General features: G+C 52.4%; 18 protein-coding genes and 2 tRNA genes. 6 read left to right on the forward strand and 14 right to left on the reverse strand.

Going from position 1 to position 20,390, the window contains the following annotated elements:
- The first annotated feature begins 97 nt into the window (after positions 1-97).
- The 3 genes from ydiJ to hemH are packed head-to-tail and all read left to right on the forward strand — an operon-like array spanning position 98 to position 4,548.
- Positions 98-3,154 carry a D-2-hydroxyglutarate dehydrogenase YdiJ gene (ydiJ, locus tag HPC37_RS04705; protein ID WP_208122043.1) on the forward strand — a complete coding sequence of 1,019 codons (3,057 nt, stop codon included), beginning with the start codon at positions 98-100 and terminating at the stop codon, positions 3,152-3,154.
- A complete protein-coding gene (locus HPC37_RS04710) occupies positions 3,154-3,579 on the forward strand; it encodes a PaaI family thioesterase (RefSeq protein WP_208122044.1) in 426 nt (141 codons plus the stop codon). The genes ydiJ and HPC37_RS04710 overlap by 1 nt, the downstream gene beginning before the upstream one ends.
- A gap of 9 nt (positions 3,580-3,588) precedes the next feature.
- Positions 3,589-4,548: a ferrochelatase gene (gene hemH, locus HPC37_RS04715; RefSeq protein WP_208122045.1), complete on the forward strand. Its 960-nt coding sequence runs from the start codon at positions 3,589-3,591 to the stop codon at positions 4,546-4,548.
- A 70-nt stretch (positions 4,549-4,618) separates the two neighbouring features.
- Here hemH and HPC37_RS04720 read toward each other — a convergent pair whose 3' ends face one another.
- The 10 genes from HPC37_RS04720 to mltA form a co-directional block, all read right to left on the reverse strand.
- Positions 4,619-4,852: a helix-turn-helix transcriptional regulator gene (locus tag HPC37_RS04720; protein ID WP_235961416.1), complete on the reverse strand. Its 234-nt coding sequence runs from the start codon at positions 4,850-4,852 to the stop codon at positions 4,619-4,621.
- Positions 4,853-5,082: 230 nt separating this feature from the next.
- A tRNA-Leu gene (locus HPC37_RS04725) sits at positions 5,083-5,168 on the reverse strand.
- A 5-nt stretch (positions 5,169-5,173) separates the two neighbouring features.
- A complete protein-coding gene (gene secG / locus HPC37_RS04730) occupies positions 5,174-5,518 on the reverse strand; it encodes a preprotein translocase subunit SecG (protein ID WP_208121041.1) in 345 nt (114 codons plus the stop codon).
- Between the two features lie 96 nt (positions 5,519-5,614).
- Complete coding sequence (locus tag HPC37_RS04735; RefSeq protein ID WP_208122046.1) at positions 5,615-7,534, reverse strand: DNA topoisomerase III; 1,920 nt, start codon at positions 7,532-7,534, stop codon at positions 5,615-5,617.
- A gap of 1 nt (position 7,535) precedes the next feature.
- Complete coding sequence (mtgA, locus tag HPC37_RS04740) at positions 7,536-8,264, reverse strand: monofunctional biosynthetic peptidoglycan transglycosylase (RefSeq protein ID WP_208122047.1); 729 nt, start codon at positions 8,262-8,264, stop codon at positions 7,536-7,538.
- The gene (trpR, locus tag HPC37_RS04745) at positions 8,254-8,541 is read right to left on the reverse strand and encodes a trp operon repressor (RefSeq protein ID WP_208122048.1); all 288 of its coding nucleotides are present in this window, start codon (positions 8,539-8,541) and stop codon (positions 8,254-8,256) included. Before trpR ends, mtgA begins: the two co-directional genes overlap by 11 nt.
- A gap of 28 nt (positions 8,542-8,569) precedes the next feature.
- Complete coding sequence (locus HPC37_RS04750) at positions 8,570-10,567, reverse strand: transglycosylase SLT domain-containing protein (RefSeq protein ID WP_208122049.1); 1,998 nt, start codon at positions 10,565-10,567, stop codon at positions 8,570-8,572.
- Between the two features lie 68 nt (positions 10,568-10,635).
- Positions 10,636-11,715, reverse strand: a complete 1,080-nt coding sequence (znuA, locus tag HPC37_RS04755) for a zinc ABC transporter substrate-binding protein ZnuA (protein ID WP_208122050.1) — start codon at positions 11,713-11,715, stop codon at positions 10,636-10,638.
- Positions 11,702-12,487, reverse strand: coding sequence for a tRNA cyclic N6-threonylcarbamoyladenosine(37) synthase TcdA (gene tcdA, locus HPC37_RS04760; protein ID WP_208122051.1), 786 nt, complete (start codon positions 12,485-12,487; stop codon positions 11,702-11,704). The genes znuA and tcdA overlap by 14 nt, the downstream gene beginning before the upstream one ends.
- Positions 12,487-13,581: a murein transglycosylase A gene (gene mltA, locus HPC37_RS04765; protein ID WP_208122052.1), complete on the reverse strand. Its 1,095-nt coding sequence runs from the start codon at positions 13,579-13,581 to the stop codon at positions 12,487-12,489. Before mltA ends, tcdA begins: the two co-directional genes overlap by 1 nt.
- Positions 13,582-13,825: 244 nt before the next feature.
- Here mltA and HPC37_RS04770 point away from each other — a divergent pair.
- A tRNA-Met gene (locus tag HPC37_RS04770) sits at positions 13,826-13,902 on the forward strand.
- Between the two features lie 137 nt (positions 13,903-14,039).
- Here HPC37_RS04770 and HPC37_RS04775 read toward each other — a convergent pair.
- Together HPC37_RS04775 and mpl are read right to left on the reverse strand one after the other, a co-directional pair.
- Entirely contained in the window at positions 14,040-14,246 is a 207-nt protein-coding gene (locus tag HPC37_RS04775) for a cold-shock protein (RefSeq protein ID WP_208119120.1), read from the reverse strand.
- A 202-nt stretch (positions 14,247-14,448) separates the two neighbouring features.
- Positions 14,449-15,813 (reverse strand): UDP-N-acetylmuramate:L-alanyl-gamma-D-glutamyl-meso-diaminopimelate ligase, encoded by a 1,365-nt coding sequence (gene mpl / locus HPC37_RS04780; RefSeq protein WP_208122053.1) that lies wholly within the window; start codon positions 15,811-15,813, stop codon positions 14,449-14,451.
- 145 nt (positions 15,814-15,958) lie between these two features.
- Here mpl and fbp point away from each other — a divergent pair, with 145 nt between their 5' ends.
- Positions 15,959-16,963 (forward strand): class 1 fructose-bisphosphatase, encoded by a 1,005-nt coding sequence (fbp, locus tag HPC37_RS04785; protein ID WP_208122054.1) that lies wholly within the window; start codon positions 15,959-15,961, stop codon positions 16,961-16,963.
- An 89-nt stretch (positions 16,964-17,052) separates the two neighbouring features.
- On the forward strand, positions 17,053-17,580 hold the full coding sequence (locus HPC37_RS04790) for a hypothetical protein (RefSeq protein WP_208122055.1): 528 nt from the start codon (positions 17,053-17,055) through the stop codon (positions 17,578-17,580).
- Positions 17,581-17,644: 64 nt separating this feature from the next.
- Here HPC37_RS04790 and pgi read toward each other — a convergent pair whose 3' ends face one another.
- The gene (gene pgi / locus HPC37_RS04795; protein WP_208122056.1) at positions 17,645-19,291 is read right to left on the reverse strand and encodes a glucose-6-phosphate isomerase; all 1,647 of its coding nucleotides are present in this window, start codon (positions 19,289-19,291) and stop codon (positions 17,645-17,647) included.
- Between the two features lie 15 nt (positions 19,292-19,306).
- A complete protein-coding gene (alr, locus tag HPC37_RS04800) occupies positions 19,307-20,389 on the reverse strand; it encodes an alanine racemase (protein ID WP_208122057.1) in 1,083 nt (360 codons plus the stop codon).
- Position 20,390 lies beyond the last annotated feature (1 nt).

Below are 20,390 nucleotides of genomic sequence, written 5' to 3' on the forward strand. Positions count from 1 at the left end.
GATTTAAGCACGCAAGTGGCTTTAATCTCCCGCCAAATATGCTAAAATTTGCCATCATTTTACCCATTTTTGCACTGCACGCTATTTGGAATTTGTTATGTTGCCACGCCTAAGCTCCACCCCAGCTATCAGCCAACAGGCTCAGGATTACCTCACCGCACTTGCTCAGCAACAATTTGAAGGCGACATTGTCACCAGCTTTGCCGCGCGGCTGAGTATGGCAACGGATAACAGCGTTTATCAACAACTGCCGCAGGCGATTTTGTTCCCGAAAACCGTGGCGGATGTGGTGCGGCTGACCAAATTGGCGCAGCAAGCGCACTTTCAATCGCTGACCTTCACCCCGCGTGGTGGTGGCACAGGCACCAACGGCCAGGCGCTGAACAACAATATTATTGTCGATCTCTCGCGCCACATGACTGCTATTTTAGAGCTCAACGTGCAAGAGCGCTGGGTGCGGGTGCAAGCCGGCGTGGTGAAAGATCAGCTCAACGCCTTTTTAAAACCCCACGGGCTGTTTTTCGCCCCTGAGCTGTCCACCAGCAACCGCGCCACCATCGGCGGGATGATCAACACCGATGCCTCCGGCCAAGGCTCACTGCAATACGGCAAAACCTCCGACCATGTATTAGGCTTGAAATCAGTGCTGATCAATGGCGAAATCCTCACCACAGAGGTGCGCTCGTCAACCGAAATGGCCGAGCCAACCGCACTTTCGCCTTTTGCCGCGCAATTAGAGCGTAATGTCTCGCAACTGTGCCGTGATCATCGCAACGCCATCATCAACGACTTGCCGCAGCTCAACCGCTTTTTAACCGGCTATGATCTCAAAAATGTGTTTAATGACGACATGAGCGCATTCAACCTCAGCCGCATTATCACAGGCTCTGAGGGCTCGCTGGCGTTTGTCTGCGAAGCCAAACTCAATTTACTGCCAATCCCGAAATACCGCACTTTGCTCAACATTAAATACGACGCCTTTGACTCTGCTCTGCGCGCCGCGCCAATGCTGGTCAAAGCCAATGCATTGTCGGTGGAAACGGTCGATGCCAAGGTGCTGAATCTCGCCAAGCAAGACATTATTTGGCACTCGGTGAAAGATCTCCTCACCGAATCTCCTGAGCAGCCGATTGTGGGGATTAACATTGTCGAATTTGCCGGCAACAATCAGCAACTGATTGAAAAGCGCGTGAGTGCCTTGTGCGCCCAGCTAGATGAAGCGATGGCCGCCAAACGCGGCGGGCTGATTGGCTACCAACGCTGCGACGATCTGGATTCGATTTTGAAAATCTACGCCATGCGCAAAAAAGCCGTGGGCCTGCTGGGCAACGCCAAAGGCCGCGCCAAGCCGATCCCGTTTATGGAAGACACCTGCGTGCCGCCGGAGCATTTGGCTGATTACATCACCGAGTTCCGCGCCTTGCTCGACAGCCACCAGCTGCAATACGGCATGTTCGGCCATGTTGACGCCGGCGTCCTGCACGTGCGCCCCGCGCTGGATTTGTGTGATGAAGCCCAAGTGCGGTTGCTGAAAACCCTTTCAGACCGCGTGGTGGAGCTGACCGCTAAATACGGCGGGCTGATTTGGGGCGAGCACGGCAAGGGGCTGCGCTCAAGCTACGCGCCACGCTTTTTTGGTGACACCCTTTGGCAACTGCTGCGGCAAATCAAAACCTGGTTTGACCCGCACAATCGCCTCAACCCTGGCAAAATCTGCACCCCGCTGGAGGATGATACCGCACTTTTGCCCGTGCTCTCGCCAATGCGCGCCGATTTTGACCGCCAAATCCCACTGCAAACACGCGATGCGTTTTCTGGCGCGATGAACTGCAACGGCAACGGCTTGTGTTTTAATTATGACGTACACAGCCCAATGTGCCCGTCGTATAAAGTCAGCCGCGACCGCACTTTTTCACCTAAAGGGCGTGCGGCGATGGTGCGCGAATGGTTGCGGCTGCTAAGTGAGCAAGGTGTCACGCCGCAAGATCTCGATTTCAACACCAAAAGTGCGGTCAGCCTGCGGGATTTGGCGCAAAAGCTGCGCTCAAGCTACCACAAATGGCGCGGCGAGTATGACTTCTCCCACGAAGTGAAAGCCACCATGGACACCTGCCTGGCGTGCAAAGCCTGCGCCAGCCAGTGCCCGATCAAAATCGACGTGCCGCGCTTTCGTGCTAAATTTAACCATTTTTATCACCAGCGTTACCTGCGCCCGATCAAAGACCACGTGGTGGCCAATGTGGAGCTTTATGCCCCGCTGATGGCGAAGGCGCCGAAACTGGCCAATGCGCTGACCAACAACAAACTCACCGCCACACTGGCGCAAAAAACCCTCGGTATGGTGGATTTGCCTACACTGAGCACGCCAACGCTGGCCGAGCAATTGCAAAAGTGCGGTTGCCCTGGCTTTTCCCTTGACAGCCTTGAACAACTTAGCCCCGGACAAAAAGCGAAATCGGTGCTGGTGGTGCAAGACCCGTTCACCTCGTTTTATGACGCCACCGTGGTGGCGGATTTTGTCCGCTTAGTGCAAAAGCTTGGGTTCACCGCCTATGTGCTGCCGTTTAAACCTAACGGCAAGGCGCAGCATATCAAGGGCTTTTTAACCCGCTTTGCTAAAACGGCGCGCAACCAGGGCGAATTTCTCAACCAGATGAGCCAACTTGGCATCCCGATGGTAGGCGTCGACCCCGCGATTGTGCTGTCATATCGCGATGAATACCGTGAAATTTTAGGCGACAGCCTGCCGTTTGATGTGCTGATGACCAACGAATGGCTCAGTCGCGAGCTTGCGAGCCTGCCAACGCCGGCGCAAACACCTGCGCAAACGTGGTACCTCTACCCGCACTGCACCGAGGTGACGGCGGTGGCGAACAGCAATCAGCTGTGGCGGCAGATTTTTAGTCATTTCGGCCAGCAACTTGAATGCGAAAGTGTTGGATGCTGCGGCATGGCGGGCACCTTTGGGCACGAGAGCCAGCATATTGCGATGTCAAAAGCGATTTTCCACCTCTCGTGGGCGGACAAACTCAAAGTGCGCCCTGCCGAGCGCTGCTTGGCCACCGGCTATTCTTGCCGCTCGCAGGTTAAACGCATGGCACACTTCACCGCCAAGCACCCTGTGCAAGCGTTGTTATCACTCTGGGAGGGCTAATGTGGACGCGTGATCTCAGCCTTGATGAGCTCAATGCTTTGTGTGCACAAAGTGCGGTCAGCCATCTCGGCATCACCTTTTCAGACAAAGGCGAGGATTATTTAGAAGCCAGCCTAGAGGTGTGCGAGAAATCCTGCCAGCCGATGGGCTTTTTGCACGGCGGCGTGTCGGTGCTGCTGGCGGAAACCGTCGGCTCACTCGCGGGCCTGTGCTGCGTGGCGCCAGGGCTGGTGGTGGTGGGCAGTGAAATCAACGCCAGCCACTTGCGCGCGGTGAAAATCGGCCAGCGCGTTTGTGCCCGCGCCACGCCATTGCGCCTTGGGCGCACCCAGCAGGTGTGGCAAATTGCCATTCGTGACGCCCATGGGCGGCTGGTTTGCCAAAGCCGGCTGACACTGCAAGTGGTGAAAGCGCAACCAAAATAAGGATATCAGATGAAAACAGGGATTTTATTGGTCAACCTCGGCACGCCAGCAGCACCCACAGCAAGTGCGGTGCGCCGTTATTTACGGCAATTTTTATCCGACCGGCGTGTGATCGACGTGCCGCGCTGGCTATGGGCGCTGATTTTAAACGGCGCCATTTTGCCGTTTCGCGCCCCGCGCGTGGCCAAGCTCTATCAATCGATTTGGACAGAGCACGGCTCGCCGTTGTTGGCGATAAGCCGCAGCCAACAGCACAAACTGCAACACCATTTTGCCGCCAACCCAAATATCATTATTGAGCTGGCGATGACCTACGGCGAGCCATCAATGCAAAGTGCGGTCGACAGCCTCATTGCCCAGCGTGTGGGCAAAATCATTGTGCTGCCGCTCTATCCGCAATATTCCTCCACCACCACCGCCAGTGTGTTTGACGCCTTCGCCGCAAGCTTGAAACGCCACCGTTTTGTGCCGGAGATTGAGTTTATTCACCACTACCACACCCACCCGCTTTATATTCAAGCGCTAGCCAACCGCATCGGCACGCTCGATGAGGACGAACTGCTGATTTTTTCCTTCCACGGCATTCCGCAGCGCTATGCCGACGAGGGCGATGTTTACCCACAACACTGCCAACAAACGGCAAAAGCGGTTGCAACCGCACTTGGCCTGAGCGATTCGCGCTGGCGCATGACATTCCAATCCCGCTTTGGCAAAGAGCCGTGGCTGCAGCCTTACACCGACGTCACCCTTGAGGAACTGGCCAAAGCGGGCAAACACAAACGCATCGCCATCGCCTGCCCTGGCTTTTCAGTCGACTGCCTCGAAACTCTCGAAGAAATAGCGGAAGAAAACCGTGAAATTTTTCTCTCTAACGGCGGCGAGCACTACCGCTACATCCCCGCCCTCAACGCCTGCGACGACCACATCGCCATGATGGCGGCGTTAGTTGAAGATTTCATCAAAAGCTAATTTATATTATCGGCGAGCACACGTGACACTCAGCGCCTGCTCGCCTAGCATCAGGATAACTTTTTCTATTCTATTTATGGCTGTTATTAGCGGCTTTTGCGATTAATTGATCGAAATACGCATTGATTTCTTTTAGGGAAAAACGCGTGCTATTGCGCCCTAATGTAATTCTTTTCGGGAAATCTGGGCGATAATAGCGGCTTTTTGCATTGCTCCAGTTGCGGATGCTCGCTAAACACACGCCAAATTTTTCAGCCACATCGGCAATGCGGATGAGTTTGTCTGAATTTTCCATCTCTTTCATGTTAAATCCTTTTATTTTAGAGAGAATGATTGTAAACGAGACTTTTTGCAGTGAAATTTAGCCTAAATCTCACCGCAAAAAAGCGCGCTATCATCCTCTATTTTGCTTTAAAGTACAAAGGATTTTTTCACCGCAATAGGTTACATGAGCATAACAGGTTGAATTTAAGAAGCATTTTTTGGGAAATATCAGGCAACAAAAAAGCAGCCCAATTGGCTGCTTTTTGTACTTGGTGCTCTGAGCGAGACTTGAACTCGCACGTCCTATGGACACTACCCCCTCAAGATAGCGTGTCTACCAATTCCACCATCAGAGCAGAAATTATTGTGGGATGTCGCTGTTGTGTTTTTCAGCAGGGACATCAACAGCAGGCGCGCTTTGTTGAATTTGTTGCGCTTCGCTGCTTAAGTCGTCAAACTTGCCTTGCGGCGCTTGACGATGTGTATTCAAATTACCAATCACCAGCGCAATCGCAAAGAAGAAAATCGCTAAAATCGCGGTGGTACGAGATAAAAAGTTGGCTGAGCCTGCGGCACCAAAAATGGTACCTGATGCGCCTGACCCGAATGACGCGCCCATGTCAGCTCCTTTACCTTGTTGCAACAAGATAAAGCCGATCAACACGACGGACACTAAGATGTAAGCAATAATTAAAATCTCGTACATAATTCTCTAAGGCGTTGCCTAGCTCTCTATTGATTTAACTGTGGCATAATAATGAAACTCGACGCGCTTAGCAAGCCCTTTTTTAAAAAGTGCGGTTTAGTTGCTTTTTTTTCGTGCAACGCGCCGAGCGCTGGTGCGTTTATTGCCCCGTTGGGGCGTGATTTGCCGCAAGGCGCGCAAGGTGGCGATGTCGTGTTGTTGCAACAAGCCGGCCAACTCGCTCAGTAATGTTTGCATAAATTCATGATAATTTGCCTTTTTTTGGCTCATGGCGTTGAGCTGCGCCTCCCACTGCGCGGTCATATCTGGCAGGGTGACTTGCTCAGGCAGCGCCTGCACAAAAATGCGCCCGGCGGGCGTGCTGACAATGCTGCGGCCCTTTTTCTCGATAAACCCACGTTTAAACAGCAGCTGAATAATCCCCGCGCGGGTGGCTTCGGTACCAAGGCCGTCGGTTTCTCGCAGGATTTTTTTCAGCGCTTTGTCTTGCACAAAGCGCGCAATGCCCGTCATGGCCGCCAGCAGTGTGGCATCGGTGAAGGGTTTAGGTGGCTGAGTTTGCTTTTCCACCACCTCACCTTGGGTGCAGTGCAGCACTTGGCTCTTTTTCACCTTCGGCAAGGCGCGCTCGGCTTTGGCCTCATCGTCGTCTTTTCCCAACAACGCCTTCCAGCCCACCTGTGCAATGCCGCGGGTTTGCGCCACAAAAGCGCCGCCGGCAATCTCAAGCTCAATTTTGGTTTTGTTGAATAGGGCGTCATCACAAAATTGCATCAAATATTGTCGCGCGATCAGGTCATAAATCTGCTGTTCAACGGTTGAAAGTGCGGTTTTATTGGCCTTGGCGGTGGGGATGATGCCGTGATGCGCCTCCACTTTGGCGGTGTTCCACGCGCGGTTTTTGCGCGCCAAATCCACCGCCTCAGGCAGTGTGTTGAACGCTTGGCTGTTTTGCGTGATGGCTTGGCAGACCGCACTTCGTTGAGCGTAATGATCCTCTGGCAAATAACGGCAATCCGAGCGCGGGTAGGTGATCAGTTTGTGCATTTCATACAACCGCTGACAAGCGTCCAGCACCGCTTGTGCCGAATAGCCATAGCGTTTGCCCGCGTCGATTTGCAGCGCCGAGAGGGAATACGGCAAAGGTGCAATTTCACGCTCTTGCGTGGCGTGGTAGCGCTGCACTGTCGCACTTTGATGGCTGATGCGCCGCGCCACGTTTTCAGCCAAGCCTTTGGAGAGCACGCGGCCTTGTTCATCTTGATAATCCTCACAGGCGGCGCTGGGCTGCCATTGGGTGGTGAAGGTGGCGCTTTCGTTATCACTCAAGGCAATGTGCGCCAGCACCTGATAAAACGCTTTGGGTTGAAAATGCTCAATTTCCAAATCACGGCGGACAATCAGCCCCAGCACCGGCGTTTGCACCCGCCCAACAGAGAGCACGCCTTGGTAGCCCGCGCGCTGGCCATAAAGCGTGAACGCGCGCGTCATATTTATGCCATAGAGCCAATCGGCGCGCGCTCTGGCCAAGGCCGAGGTTGAAAGGGGTACAAAAGTGCGGTTATCCGCCATGTTGGCAACGGCTTGGCAGACCGCACTTGGATTGAGGTCATTGACCAAGCAGCGTTTGACTTGCGCGAGCTGCGCGCTGGGCAGTTGCGCGAAATTGAGCACTTCATCAACCAGCAGCTGCCCTTCACGGTCGGGGTCACCGGCGTGGACTAACACATCGGCTTGTTTAATCAGTTTGAGCACCACGTTGAGCTGCTTTTGGCTCGACTTTTTCGGCAGTAGCTGCCAGCGCTCGGGCACAATCGGCAAGTGCTCCAGCCGCCAGCGTTTAAACTCCACGTTATAGCAATCGGGCTCGGCTTGCTCGAGCAAATGGCCGATGCACCAGGTCACGCAGTCGTGCTCGCCGCATTGAATAAAGCCATCGCCACGTTTGTGCGGCTTGGGCAGCACATCGGCAATGGCGCGGGCAAGGCTGGGTTTTTCGGCGATGAACAAGCGCATCTTACTCTAACCTTTGCAAAAAAGGCTTGCCGCCGAGGGCTTGCATTTGGCGCAAGATCCACTGCTGCTTGCGCAACATCGCCTGTGAGGGTGCATCAACGCGATAAATATGCGGATTGGGCAAACTGCTGGCCAGCAGTGCCGCTTGCGCATTGGTCAATTTGGCTGCTGAGGTGTTGAAAAAGTGCTGTGCGGCAGCCTCCACGCCATAGATGCCGTCGCCAAATTCAGCAATGTTGAGGTACACTTCCAAAATGCGATTTTTATCCCACAAGGTTTCCAAAAGCCAGGTGGTGGGCACTTCAAGGCCTTTGCGCAGCCAGCTTTGGCCATGCCAGAGGTAGAGGTTTTTCGCCGTTTGTTGTGAAATGGTCGAGCCACCGCGCACGCGAGCACTGGCTTGATTGTGCTGGTAGGCCTTTTCCACCGCCTGCCAATCAATGCCAAAGTGGCTGGGGAATTGCTGATCTTCTGCGGCGATCACCGCCAGCTGCATCGGTTTGCTGATGCGATCAAGGCTGACCCAGTCATAACGGGTTTTGAAAGCAAAATCCCCCGTCAGCCAGTGGCCAAGTTGCTGCTGCGCCATGTAGGCGGAAAACGGCACTGGCACAAAACGTAAAAGTGCGGTCAGCGCCACCACAAAGAGCAGGAAAAGGCCAACAATCCGCAGCGCGCGAGTCAGCCAACGCGGGGAGCGCTTTTGGCGCTTTTTGGCTTTAGTTGCCATGGCCTTGTAGCCAGTTGAGCAGCTCTTCAGGCATCGTTTTGAGCATATTCGAGCCGCGCGTGATGGTGGCAGCACTGGTGTTGAGTTGCTGTTGAATTTCGCGCTGGGCGTGGGATTTGGCCAGCAAGGCTTTGATGATCTGCACCCGCAAGCCGATGGAATCACGCTCATCAGCGGTCAGCAGCATGCCAAGCACCTCGTGCTCGCGCCCTTCACGAAAAGCATCACGCAACAAGTCCACAAACACGCGCCACTGCTCGCTTTTATCTGCCGTCATACTCTCTCCTTTCGCATTTACTGTTGTACTAGTATACGCGATCAACCTCGCTTTTGGCGAATGAAATTCCTGTGCCTTTGCGCAATAGCTGGTAGTAGTAGTCATAAGTGAGCACATTTTGCACGTAGCCGCGAGTCTCGAAATACGGAATGGTGGCGATGAACTCCGCCATCGAAAGCCGCCCACCCGCGCGCGCAAGCCACTGCTCGGCGCGGCGGCTGCCAGCGTTGTAGGCGCTGGCCATCAAAATGCGGTTGCCGCCAAAGCGCTCCGCCAGCTGCTGCAAGTGCGCGGTGCCCAGCATAATGTTGTCAAACGGCGAAAACAGCGCTTGTGCGTTGCTGTACGGCAGCTTGAGCACCTGCGCGGTTTGCTTGGCGGTGCTTGGCAGCAGCTGCATCAACCCGCGGGCGTCAGCGCTGGAGGTGACAGCGGGGTTCCAAGCGCTTTCTTGGCGCGCGATCGCTTGCGCAAAGCTTTGTGTCACCTGCTTGCCGGCCAAATTGATGTCAAACCAAGTGTCAAACGCCTGCGGCAGCCGTGCGGGGATATAATCCCACGCTTTGGCGGCAATCGTTGCCTGCACGCCATAGGCGTACCAACCTTGAGCGTTGGCGTAATCCGCCAGTGCGATTTGTTGGCGCTTTTCACCTTGTGCTAGCAATTGCTGCCACAGGCGATTAGCGGTGGTGGTTTGCTCAAGAGTGATCAGCTCTTGCAATTGGGCTAACCGCACTTTTAGTGGCGCGAGCAGCGGCTCACGTTGGTCATCACTTAATTTTGCAAAGTGCGGTTGATAGGTTTGCCCCAGCGTTTGGGCGGCGAGCATTGGGTAAAAGCCGCGCTCTTGCGCCAGTGCAGACAGTGCGCTGCGCGGCGATTTGCCGTGCTTTTCATCATTGATGGCCTGCCAATAGCGCCACTCTTGTTTATCAAGGGCGTCGGCTGAAAGCAACGCCAGCCATGGGCTGAGGTCCGCTTGGTTTAAGAGTGCGGTCCGCAATCGCCGCTCAGTGAGCGCATCATCACGCAAGGCTTGCACTTGGGCATCGCGCCAGGCTTGCAATTGGGCGTTGTCTTGATCAAAAATTTTGCTCACCAGCGCAGCCTTCCAGCTGGCGATTTGTTCCTCATTGAGATCAAAGCGCGCCACCCACGGGGCAAATTCAGCAAAAGGATCATCAGCATTGAGCAAGGCGACGTCGAGCTTTTTCAAAAAGCGCGGAAAAGTGCGGTCAACCACCGCACGCGTTTCCGGCGTGATGGCCGCGGTTTGCACAAACACGGGCAGTTGCTCAGGGTGCTCGCGCAATTGCACCAAGGATTCCAAATAATTTTGCGACACCATGTCATCGCCCGTGGCAAGGTTGCGCAAATGCCGCAGCAGGCCGTCACTGCCCGCCAAAAATGCCAGATGACCTCGCTTACGCAGCAGCTGTGGCGTCATCGCTTGCGCCTGCCAGGCGTTGAGCACATCATCGCACTGATTGGGCAAGGATTGGCCCGTTTGCCACAGCACACTCACCGCCTGCCACACGTTTGTGTTACCCTCAGCCAGGCGCAATTGCGCACTTAACCCAATGCACTGGCTGGCTTGGTCGTCTAACGGGTGGCGGCTTAAAAAATCGCTGACAGCCTGCCAGCGCTGCTGCTTGAAATAGGCCTCAAGCAAAGTGCGGTTGAGCGCATCGCGATCGGCAATCTCGGGGTGCGCTTGGGCAAACTCATCAATGCGCTGCTCGTTGAGCGCGGCAGGCTCAAGCAGCAGGCGTTGGTATTGCAAAAAAGGCGTGAGCACATAGCCCTCAAGCTTGGCCAGCATGGTGTCGATCAGCGCAAAATTTTGCTGCTTGGCCGCCAGTGGCAGCAACTGCGCCGTTTTTTGATAGAGCGCACGCTGGGTTGGCAGGTCCAAAACCGCACTTTGCGCTCCACTCTCTTGCGCGCTCGGCGCGTTGGTTTGTGCCTGCGCCAGTGGGCTTGCAATCAATAAACTGAAGATAACGGCTTTTGGGATTCGTCTCACAACCACTCCTTAACGATAAAAAAACACCTTGCTTAGCAAGGTGTTAGACTTAAGTTTTAGCAAAAAATTCACGCTAAAGTGCGGTTATTTTTGCCTAAGCACTCTGTTAGGCTGTCAGCGGTGGCTTGCAAGAAGTCAGTATACGCTGTTTTGCCTAAGCTGATTTTTTCACCCAATGGGTCGAGTTGGCCCACGCCAACGCCTGAGTTTTTCTGCAAGGTTTCCACCACGCGCGGGGTGAATTGCGGCTCGGTAAACAAGCATTTGGCTTTGTGATCTTTAATGCTGGCTTTGATTTCGCTTAAGGTTTTCGCACCTGGTGCCACTGCTGGGTTGATGGTGAACGCACCGAGGTGGTTGAGACCAAATTGACGCTCAAAGTAGCCGTACGCATCGTGGAACACGTAGTAGCCTTCGCCTTTCACTGGTGAAAGTTGTTTGCTTAAGCTGTCTAATTTATCAGCAATGTTCTTTTTGAAATCGGCCAAGTTAGTTTTGATAAGCTCGGCTTTGTCTGGGTAGATTTCGCTTAAACGTTCGGCGATATTCTCTGCCACCAATTCACTGATTTTTGGTGAATACCACACATGCCAGTCTGTTTGCAGGCCTTCGTGGTGGTGATGCTCGTGACCGTGGTCGTGATCATGGTCGTCGTGTTCATGTTTGTGGCCGTGATCATGGTCGTGATCGTGGTCATGATCGGCGTGTTTGTGATCGTGGTCGTGATCGCCATGTTTATGGTCGTGGTCATGGTCATGATCGTGGTCATGGTCGTGATCATGGTCACCGTGGAAGTGAACGTGCATCGCTTTGCCTAACAACGGTTTGATGCCGTCAATGTCTTCAATTTCGAGCACTTTTTTCTCGTCGAGTTTTTCCACGCTGCTTTCAAGGAAGGTTTCCATTTCATCACCCACCCAGATGACCAATTGCGCTTTTTTCAAACGCTCAAGGTCAGACGGACGCATGCTGTAATCATGCGGTGAGGCGCCGGCTGGCAGCAGCACTTCGGTTGGGGTCACGCCTTCGGCAATCGCGGCGGCGATAAAGCCAATTGGCTTCACGGTGGTGAGGATGTCGGCTTGCGCACCGAGGGCTGCGGTTGACAGCACCGCGGCGGCGAGAAGTTGTTTTTTAAACTGTTTCATAAATCTTCCTTTTTTGATGTTGTAGTAATTTTTCAATCACACGGGATACTGCAAAAAAGCCAAACGTTGCAGTGACCATTGTTGCCGCCCCGAAGCCGTTTGCACAGTTCATCGTGGCCGACACATTACATTCGCCTTCCATTTTCGGGAAAATCAAAGGCTGAGTTGAAAAGACACAATCAATGCCAAATTTCCGCTTAGGGTTTTGGCTAAAATGATACTGTTTGCGCAGCGTTGACCGCACTTTGGCTGCCAGCGGGTCTTGAATCGTGCGTGAAAGATCGGCAATTTGAATCTGCGCTGGATCTGTCTGCCCGCCCGCGCCGCCGGTTGTGATCACGCGGATTTTATTGCGCTTGCAATAGGCCATCAATGCCGCTTTGACTTTGACGCTGTCGATGGCGTCAATCACATAATCAAAGTGCGGTTTGATGTGCTCGGCGATGTTCTCGATCGTAAGGAAATCATCAATGTAATTAACCTCACACTCGGGGTTGATCGCCTGCACCCGCGCGGCCATCACCTCACCTTTAAGCTTGCCAAAATTGCCATCGAGAGCATGAATTTGGCGGTTGGTGTTGGTCAGGCAAATATCATCCATATCAATCAAGGTGATGTGCCCAACCCCACTTCTCGCCAAGGCCTCCACCGCCCATGAGCCAACACCGCCAATGCCGACCACGCAAATGTGCGCTTGGCTGAGCAACGTCAGCGCCTCAGCGCCATAAAGGCGAGCGATGCCACCAAAGCGGCTTTCAAGCGCGTTGCTCATCAGCGCAGCACCCACGCGCGGCCGTAGTGTTTCAAAAGCCCTGCTTGGTGGCCGGCCTCATCACCAATGCCTTGGTAGAGGTCAAAATGGTGGCCTTTCACCGCGCCACCCACATCAAGGGCAATCATCAAACGCAGCTGATGCTGGCCTGTCCAGTTGCCTTGCGGGTCAATTAATGGCTCTTCAACCAGCAAAATGCTGCCCGATGGCACCACGCGGCGGTCAGAGGCCACCGCGGCTAGAGGAATAAGCGGGATGCCCGCCGAGCCTTTCACTTTGCCGTTAGGCACGTTTTTAAAAAACACGTAAGACGGGTTGCGCTCAAGCAAGCCTTGCAGCCGCGCTGGGTTGCGCGCCGCCCAATCTTTGATCGCTTGCACCGACATTTTCTCTTTCGGGATTTCGCCGTCTTCCACTAACAAGCGGCCGATGCTGGCGTATTTGTAGCCGTTTTGGCCTGCGTAGGCAAAATAGTTCAATGTGCCGTTGCCAAAATCGACATAGCCACTGCCCTGCACGCCAAGCAAAAAGTTATCCAGCATGGAGTCGGTATAAGCCAGCTCCAGCCCTTGGCCTTTTAACGCGCCGGCATAAATTTGTGCGCGTGAAAAGCGTTTTTGCCGCGGCATGGCGTAAATTGGGTGTTGAAAGCGCCCTTGTGGGCTGTATCTGGCGTGGATCACCGGCGAGTAATAGCCTGTCATCAACACATTTTGAAAGCCGTCTTCACCGCGCATCAAAAGTGGCGTTAAACCTGCCGCATTGAGCTGGCTGACATCCGCCCCGCTGAGCACCCAGTTGAGCACTTTGGCATAAGTGTTGCCAAATTTGTTCGCCAGCCGCGGTGAAGTGCCTTGCACAATCGACATTTGGGTTAAAAAGTCCCCTTGGTTGACCACACTGCCTTGGTTGGCAACATAAGACACTGGCGTGAGCGCCTGGCCTAGGTTGATGTAATCCCGCCCGTTATAAATGGCACCCATTTTTTCGCGCATTTGGCGATCGTTGTCGACACCGCGTTTGCTAGGCCCACTGCCACAGGCGGCGAGCAACATAATTAATCCGATGGAAAGGGCTTTTTTCAACACACTCATGAACACGTTTACCTTAACTGTTTAAATTTTATGCTTGTTATTAGAATAGTGGCTTACGTTATCAAAAATGGGCGCAAAAATACAGTGCAAATATGCAATAATTACGATTATCACTTGCCTAATTTGTGTAAACTTATTGCGCAAATATCGCACAGTTAGATTAAATAATCGCCAGTTGTGAAAAATTTTTGTGATCTACCTTGCAAAAATTTTTAAACTGCGTATTATAAGCACCTCAAACGGACGCGGGGTGGAGCAGCTTGGTAGCTCGTCGGGCTCATAACCCGAAGGTCGTTGGTTCAAATCCAGCCCCCGCAACCAATCACCACCGCCATGAGGTGGTTTTTTTATCTCTGCAATTTTAGTTCAACCGCACTTTACATTTTCTTGCCCTTTTCAGACTGTTTCAGGCATAAAAAAAGCCGCCCTAAGGCGACTTCTTCAAACGTGTTGGCTAATTAGGCAACAACTACGTTTTCTGCTTTTTTACCACGTTGATCATCAACAATGTCAAAGACGACTGATTGGCCTTCTTTTAAGGTACGGAAACCGTCACTTTTGATTGCAGAGAAATGTACGAATACATCTTCGCCGCCATCAACTTGTAAAAAACCAAAACCTTTAGTTTCGTTAAACCACTTAACGGTTCCTTTAACTTGAGACATAATAAATCCTAAAATAACTAATTTAACAATTTTTACCTAAAATACGGACAACGCAATTGATGTTCATAACCTGGTAAATCTATTCTGCTCTAAGAGCGCATTCATAGTAACACATCGCCTAGAAAAGACACGTTTTATTTAAAAAATAAGCAAAAAAAAGGCGTTTTTCAGCTAAACTGTGAAACGCCTCACACTTTTTGGCCTAATTTGCCAGCCGCTCGAGCAATTTTTGGTGAATGCCGCCAAAACTGCCGTTACTCATAATCAAAATATGATCGCCTGCTTGCGCTTCGTTGGCGATGAGTTCAATCAGCAAATCAATGTTGCCGCTCCATTTCGCCGGCACCGTGGATTTTTCCGCCAGCTCGGCCACCTCCCACGGGATGTTATCCGGCTGGAGCAAAAAGGCCACGTCGGATTTCACCCAAGCGGCGACCAAGTCATTTTTATGCAGCCCCATTTTCATGGTGTTGGAACGCGGCTCGAGCACCGCGAGAATGCGCTTGGCACCACCGACTTTGTCACGCAGTGCGTTGATGGTGGCGTTGATTTCCGCTGGGTGATGAGCAAAATCATCATAGACTGTGATGTCGTTCACGCAGCCTTTCACCTCCAAGCGGCGGTTGGTGTTCACAAAGCGGCTGAGTGAGTCGCAGGCCTTGTCAATCGGCACGCCCACGCGGTGCGCGGCGGCAATCGCCATCAAGGCATTGTGCATATTGTGCTCGCCAAAAATCTCCCACCGCACTTTGGCTTTTTCTTCCCCGTGGTGGAAAACGGCAAACTCGGTGCTGTCGGCGGTGAGCTTTTTGGCAAACCAATCTTGCCCCTCGCCTGTGAACTGCTGCTCGCTCCAACAGCCCATCTCTAACGTTTGCTTAACGGTGGCATCTGCCTTGTTGGAGAGAATCAACCCCTTGCTTGGCATCAGGCGAATCAAGTGATGAAATTGGCGCTGAATGGCGGCGAGATCGTCAAAAATATCGCCATGATCAAAGCCAATGTTGTTGATAATCAGCGTACTTGGGTTGTAATGCACAAATTTTGAGCGCTTATCAAAAAATGCGGTGTCGTATTCATCGGCTTCGATCACAAAATACGGCGCGATGCCCAGCTGCGCAGAGGTGGCGAAGTTGCCGGTCACGCCACCAATTAAAAAGCCAGGTTCAAGGCCATTGTCGGCCAAAATCCATGCCAAAATGCTGCTGGTGGTGGTTTTGCCATGGGTGCCAGACACCGCCAGCACATGGCGCTCACGCAATAGATTATCATGCAACCACTGTGGGCCTGAGGTGTATGGCAGCTGGTTGTCGAGCACATATTCCACGCACGGGTTGCCGCGTTTCATCGCGTTGCCGACAATCACCATATCCGGGCGCGGCTCAAGTTGTGACACGTCGTAATTGGGGATAATCTCAATGCCGCTGTTTTGCAAAAAGGTGCTCATCGGCGGGTAAACATTGACATCACTGCCAGTGACTTTAAAGCCCATTTGACGGGCGATGATGGCAACGCCGCCCATAAAGGTGCCGCAAATGCCGAGAATATGAATGTGCTGTTGTTTCATGTTGGTCGCTCTAAAATAAAAGTGTGGAAATGATCACAAACTAAAGACAACTGACAACCATTTCCGCTTTTCGCTGCTATAATGATAATGCTTGATTATACAGTAAAAATGAAAATATTTCTTTCAAATTATCCCGAGGCAGGTTATGAAAACATTAGGCGAATTTATTGTCGAAAAACAACACGATTATCCCAACGCAAAAGGCGAGCTCAGTGGCATTTTGTCCTCCATTCGCTTGGTCGCCAAGATTATCCATCGGGATATTAACAAAGCAGGGCTGAATAACGACATCATCGGCAACTCTGGCGTGGAAAACGTGCAAGGCGAGGCGCAAATGAAGCTTGATGCCTTCGCCCATGAAAAAATGAAAGCTGCGCTTATCGCGCGTGATGAAGTCGCAGGCTTCGGCTCGGAAGAAGAAGAAAATTTTGTCGCGTTTGACACCGAACGTGGCCGCAACGCCAAATACATCATCCTCACCGACCCGCTCGACGGCTCGTCAAACATTGATGTGAATGTGGCCGTGGGCACCATTTTCTCGATTTATCGCCGCATCTCCCCTATCGGCCAGCCAGTCACGATGGAAGATTTCTTGCAACCGGGCAATAAACAAGTCGCCGCCGGCTACATTGTCTACGGTTCATCCACCATGTTGGTCTACACCACCGGTCACGGCGTGAACGGCTTCACTTACGACCCATCATTGGGCGTGTTTATTTTGTCCCACGAGAACATTAAAATCCCACAAGATGGCAAATGCTACTCCATCAACGAGGGCAACTACCTCAAATTCCCGATGGGCGTGAAAAAATACCTCAAATACTGCCAAGAAGAAGACAAAGCCACCAATCGCCCTTACACCTCGCGTTATATCGGCTCATTGGTGTCTGACTTCCACCGCAATATGCTCAAAGGCGGGATTTACATCTACCCAACCTCCACCCAATATCCAAAAGGCAAATTGCGCTTGTTGTATGAAGGAAACCCAATGGCGTTTTTGGCGGAGCAAGCAGGCGGCTTGGCCAGCGACGGCTTCAACCGCATTCTAGACATCCAACCGACCGAGCTGCACCAACGTGTGCCGCTGTTTGTGGGCTCAAAAAACATGGTGGAAAAAGCCCAAGCATTTATGGCCGCTGAGCATGACTAAATTAAAAGTGCGGTTTGACCGCACTTTTGTATTGCAATTGACTCACGCACGCTTATTGCTTATCCTGAGGCAAACAAAAGGAGCCAAGCATGCCAACTGCGGTGAAATATATCGTTGCGTTTTTTAGCCTTGCGGCATTGATTATCTCGATGTTGTGGTTTGATTCAAAAAATCAGCCACAAACGGTGGATACCGCCTTGACGGAATATCACATCACCGCCGACAAGCTCACCAACCGCACGCTGCTTGAGGAGTTTAACCGCCGCGTCAACCTCAGCACGCCGAGCTTTATGGTGCTACCGCAAGCCGGTGAAAGCAATATTGTGTTGCGCTATACACTCACCACCCATTCGAGCAAGCCGATTCACTCCATTGAGTGGCTGGCGCTCTACCTCTACCAAGGGCATATTATTTTCAACAAAGAGATTCAAGTGGCGTTTAAATCCGACTCGGGCAACCTCAACGAGCGTAATATTGACCTCGTCTTCCCGATTGAATCCATCTCAAGCAATGTGCGTGAGCTGTTTTTGCGCAAAGACAGCAATATCCGTGCTGTCACACTACCGCAAACCATTCAGTATGCTGACGGCTCACGATTGGAGCTTTCTTACAATTAACAAAAAGGCCGCCTACTGGCAGCCTTGAATCATGCACACCGCACTTTGCAAAGTGCGGTTTTGTTTATCGCCACGCTTTGAATTGATTGATCAAACCGTTGGTTGAGCTGTCATGGGAGCGGATTTCATCGGCGCTTTCCAACTCTGGCAAAATGCGGTTGGCCAGCTGTTTGCCAAGCTCCACGCCCCATTGGTCAAAGGTGAAAATGTTGAAGATCACCCCTTGCACAAAGATTTTGTGTTCATACATCGCAATCAGCGCGCCTAAGCTAAACGGCGTGATTTTTTGCAACAAAATCGAGTTGGTTGGGCGGTTGCCTTCAAACACTTTAAACGGCACCACGGCTTTAACTTGCTCAAGGGTTTTGCCGTTTTTGACAAACTCATCAATCACCTCTTGCTCGGTTTTGCCGAATGCCAAGGCCTCTGTTTGGGCAAAGAAGTTAGAGAGCAATTTCAGGTGGTGATCGCCCAATGTGTTGTGGCTTTGCGCCGGCGCAATGAAATCACACGGAATGCGCTGAGTGCCTTGGTGAATGAGTTGATAAAACGCGTGTTGGCCGTTAGTGCCAGGCTCACCCCAAATGATTGGGCCGGTTTGATAGCTGACTTTCTCGCCATTGCGGTCAACGTATTTACCGTTGGATTCCATATTCCCTTGTTGGAAATAGGCCGCAAAGCGGTGCATATATTTGTCATACGGCAAAATCGCCTCGGATTCGGCACCGAGGAAATTGCTGTTCCAAATGCCAATCAACGCCAATGTAGCTGGGATGTTTTGCTCAAGTGCGGTGGTGCGGAAATGTTTATCCATTTCATGGGCACCGCTGAGCAATTGCGCAAAGTTATCAAAGCCGATTGAAAGCGCAATAGACAAGCCAATGGCTGACCACAGGGAATAACGGCCGCCCACCCAATCCCAAAATTCGAACATATTGTCTGTGTCAATCCCAAACTCTTTCACCGCTTTCGCGTTGGTGGACAGCGCTACAAAGTGTTTAGCGACCGCACTTTCCTCTTTTGCCGCAGCCAACAGCCAATCACGCGCGCTGTGGGCGTTGGTCATGGTTTCTTGGGTGGTGAAGGTTTTCGACGCCACCAAAAACAACGTGGTTTCAGGGTTGAGTTTTTTCACCGTTTCGGCAATGTGGGTGCCGTCCACGTTGGAAACAAAATGCATGGTTAAGTGATTTTTGTACGGGCGCAGCGCCTCAGTCACCATATACGGCCCTAAATCTGAGCCGCCGATGCCGATGTTCACCACATCGGTGATCGCTTTGCCGGTGTAGCCTTTCCATTGGCCTGAAATCACACGTTCACAAAAGCCTTTCATTTTGTCTAATACGGCGTTGACCTCTGGCATCACGTCTTTGTCATCCACCATCACTGGCGTGTTAGCGCGGTTGCGAAGTGCAGTGTGCAGCACGGCGCGATCTTCAGTGCGGTTAATTTTCTCACCACTGAACATCGATTCAATCGCCTCATTCAGAGCACATTCGTTGGCCAATTGGCGCAGCAATTTTAAGGTCTCTTCAGTAACCGCATTTTTGGAAAAATCCACCAGTAGTTGATCTTGAAACGCGAGGTGAAAACGCTCAAAACGCTGAGCGTCTTGCTCAAACAACGCTTTGATGGTGACGTTTTGTTGTGCTTGTTTGTGCTGCTCTAGCGCTTGCCAGGCAGAGGTTTTGACAGGATTAATATTTTGCATAAGTTCTCCAAATGATTAAATGTATTCGCGGCTAACACGGCTGCTAAGCTGTGTCACCAATTCATAGCTGATCACGCCCAGATGTTGCGCAATTTCCTCAACTGGCAGATCAGGCCCCCAAAATGTCACGTCATCGCCAATCGCGGCGCTATCATCGCCCAAATCCACCGTAAGCATATCCATCGACACTTTGCCGACAATCGGGTAACGCTTGCCGTTAATGAGCACTGGCGTATTCTCTGGCACATCGCGCGGGAAGCCGTCGCCATAGCCCATCGCCACCACCGCAATATTGCTCTCACGCGGGCTCACCCAGCGCCCGCCGTAGCCCACCGGTTCGCCTGCTTTATGGCGACGCAAGGCAATGATGTTGGATTTGAGTGTCATCGCGCAGCGCAACCCGCGTGATTGCGTGGTGCGGATGTCGTCATCGGGCGCGATGCCGTAAAGAATAATGCCTGGGCGCACGGCGTCATAATGGGCTTGTGGCCAGAACAAAATGCCGTTTGAGGCCGATAGGCTACGCGGGCCTGGCAAATCACCAATGGCCTGCTCGAAGCGGTCGATTTGCGTTTGGCTGTAATCACACTCACGCTCGTCAGCGCGGCTGAAATGGCTGACAAAGCCAATGGATTCCACCTTGCCGCTGGCTTGCAGGCGCGCGTACACAGCTTGCACCTCATCGCAGGCAAAGCCTAAGCGGTGCATGCCGGTGTCGATTTTGATCCACACCTTCAAGCGGCCACAAAGTGCGGTTTGCTCAATGGCGCGCAGTTGATAGTCGCTGTGCAGCACCGGCTCAAGGTTGTATTCTTGCAAATAAGGCACATCATTTGTGTTGAAAAAGCCTTCAAGCAGCACTATCGGGTTGTCGATGCCATGCCGACGCAGCGCGGCGGCCTCTTTGAGGTGCGCCACGCCAAAGCCGTCGGCCTGCTCGCGCAACGCCTGCGCCACCGCCAGCATGCCGTGGCCATAGCCATTGGCTTTCACAATCGCTAAGCAGCGGCTATTTGGGGCGAGTTGTTTGATTTTGCTGAAATTGTCGCGCAACGCAGCCAAACTCACTGTGGCTTTGGCGCCGTGTATTGTATTCATG

Origin of the sequence: Spirabiliibacterium mucosae (assembly GCF_014884965.1) — a bacterium.
GTDB classification, from domain to species: domain Bacteria; phylum Pseudomonadota; class Gammaproteobacteria; order Enterobacterales; family Pasteurellaceae; genus Spirabiliibacterium; species Spirabiliibacterium mucosae.